The organism is Bifidobacterium mizhiense (assembly GCF_020884755.1).
In the GTDB taxonomy this organism is placed as follows: domain Bacteria; phylum Actinomycetota; class Actinomycetes; order Actinomycetales; family Bifidobacteriaceae; genus Bombiscardovia; species Bombiscardovia mizhiensis.
Window position 1 is genome coordinate 1 of record NZ_BPWE01000011.1, and the last position, 2,140, is coordinate 2,140.

Consider the following 2,140-nt stretch of genomic DNA (forward strand, 5'->3'; position numbering starts at 1 on the left):
GGCCGAACAGCATGCCCCCTCGGCCTCCGGGGGAGTGTTCGGATCCACGCGGGGGCTTGACTCTCCGCTATACCCGGGCCGCCATTCCAGGCGTCGGCACAAACAGTCCCGGCACCAAGGAAAGGAACACCCATGAACACCACAACCAGCCTCCAGGACGACGTCAAGCAACTGAGCCAGGACCCCCAACTCATGCTCACCGCAGGCCGACAGGCCCTCGACAGCATCATGCGCATACTCGACGGCACCCACCAGCCCGAAGCCATAGGACACGACCGGCTCACCCGCATGGCCGCGCTGATAGAAACCTCACTGCCGCACCGCGACGCGCTCCTGGTCGCCGCCATCAACCCCGACACCACCCGAGACGACCTGACCACCATCACCGAACAACCCCACGACCCCGCCGCCGTCAAACTCATCTTCACCAGCCTCACCACCTGCTTCGAAGGCCGGACCCCCGTCAACCAGGAACGCGCCGACAGAGCCTACAACCTCTTCGACCAGCTCACCGCCGCCGTCGGCCCCACCCCACACCTCAGCGCCTCCAGAGCCTACCTGGCCTGGGCCGCCCGCGACCCCGACCAAGCCAGCTCATACATGGTCCAAGCCCTCACCCTCGACCGAACCAACAACCTCGCAGCGCTCATCGCCCTGGCCCTCAGTAAGAACATCAACCCCACCGACGACTAACACCACACACAACCAAACCGAAGAGGTCTCCTCCCAAACCAAGGAGGAGACCTCTCCGCGTCCGATGCGTTTCTCCCGCCCCATAAAAGGGGCACTCGAATCCGCTTCATTCCCTAGGAATGATCGTTGTTTAGATTAATCATGCTTGTCTGCAGCATCAACGGCATGAATGACGAGTAGGGAGATGAGAATGGTGAGAACCTCAGTTATCAAAGATGAGAGCGCCATGGCTTCCCACCTGCTGAAGGCCAAGGCCATCAACCCCATGAGAAACACAAAACTCACAACTTCGCTAACAAGCTTCTTCAAGACCTTGTGACTGCTCATGCTAAACAACACATCCACCAACGCATCAGTTATGTAGGTACCAAAGAACCACAACAGAAAGATAACGATGGTACCCAAAACCCCACGCCACCCATGCACCCAGGAACGAACGCCACCGAAAGGGAGCAAGCGATAAGTGACACCAATGCCGACCGCAAAAGGAAAGACAAAACCCAACAACACAGTTCCGAAAAAACCAACACCGGTAATCGCATCCGAAACCGTTACATGGTCTGATCGTCCACGGTCACTCATCGCTCACCCCTCTCTCCATGAATCAGAGGAACAAATCAACCCATGTCGCCGTGTATTCAGCAATATCGTAAGGGATGCCCAGCTGCATCAAACCTGAGACGATAGCGGCATGAGTCCAGACGCCGGTGGCTTCCAGGAAGTCTGCAATCCGACCGGCCCACGGAGCAATCTTGGCAGGAAGCTTGGAACCTCCCCAGCGCAGAAGCTTAATGACAGCTTTCTTGGCGATCGTCGTAGCCCAATTCCTCGATTGGAAGCCATTACCGGCAGTGCCATCATGCATCGAGAATGCATACTCGGTCAGGATGCCAGCACCTTCATAATCACCGTTTTCCCATGCGGTATCCGCTATCTCCAGCACATCCCTCGGAGTCAGCGAATCGGTGACTTGACTCACGATAGATGTCGAAGCGGTATCCACAGGCTCTGCAGCCATCGCCTAACTGGGAACCATGGCGACTCCCATAGACAGCGCAAGTGGAACAGCAACGCTGGCGAGCAACCTACTTTTGATAGTGTTCAGAGCTTTCATCATAAGCCCCTTTCCGTTTGTTGAGTCAATTCATCCTTGATAACCAATAACGAAGTCAGCGGTGTCAGCCATGGCACCTCTGACAACCCAGCTAAAACTGGAATACTGCACTGATAGATAGGCCTAACTATCATTCTTGAGTTATTACATCAACGGTGACAGTAGCACCACCGTTACACCATTATAGGGCTATAGGAACTAAACGCGTTGTTTATGTTGGGGGTTTGGCCTTGTGGCTGTAAGCGTGTTGGGTGGTTGTTAATAGGTCGGGTTGTTAATAGGGGTCTTGCAGGGGTGCCCGTTCCTGTTCGATTGGGGAATGAGAACCAGATC

At 55.5% G+C, this 2,140-nt stretch carries 3 protein-coding genes; 1 reads left to right on the forward strand and 2 read right to left on the reverse strand.

All coding sequences use genetic code 11. From position 1 onward, the window contains the following. Nucleotides 1-132: 132 nt before the first annotated feature. Nucleotides 133-693, forward strand: coding sequence for a hypothetical protein (locus LPC22_RS08330; protein ID WP_015022034.1), 561 nt, complete (start codon nt 133-135; stop codon nt 691-693). A 135-nt stretch (nt 694-828) separates the two neighbouring features. Here LPC22_RS08330 and LPC22_RS08335 read toward each other — a convergent pair whose 3' ends face one another. Next, on the reverse strand, nt 829-1,275 hold the full coding sequence (locus tag LPC22_RS08335) for a hypothetical protein (protein ID WP_015022033.1): 447 nt from the start codon (nt 1,273-1,275) through the stop codon (nt 829-831). Nucleotides 1,276-1,297: 22 nt separating this feature from the next. Then, nucleotides 1,298-1,711, reverse strand: coding sequence for a hypothetical protein (locus LPC22_RS08340; RefSeq protein ID WP_024628120.1), 414 nt, complete (start codon nt 1,709-1,711; stop codon nt 1,298-1,300). Between the last annotated feature and the right edge of the window lie 429 nt (nt 1,712-2,140).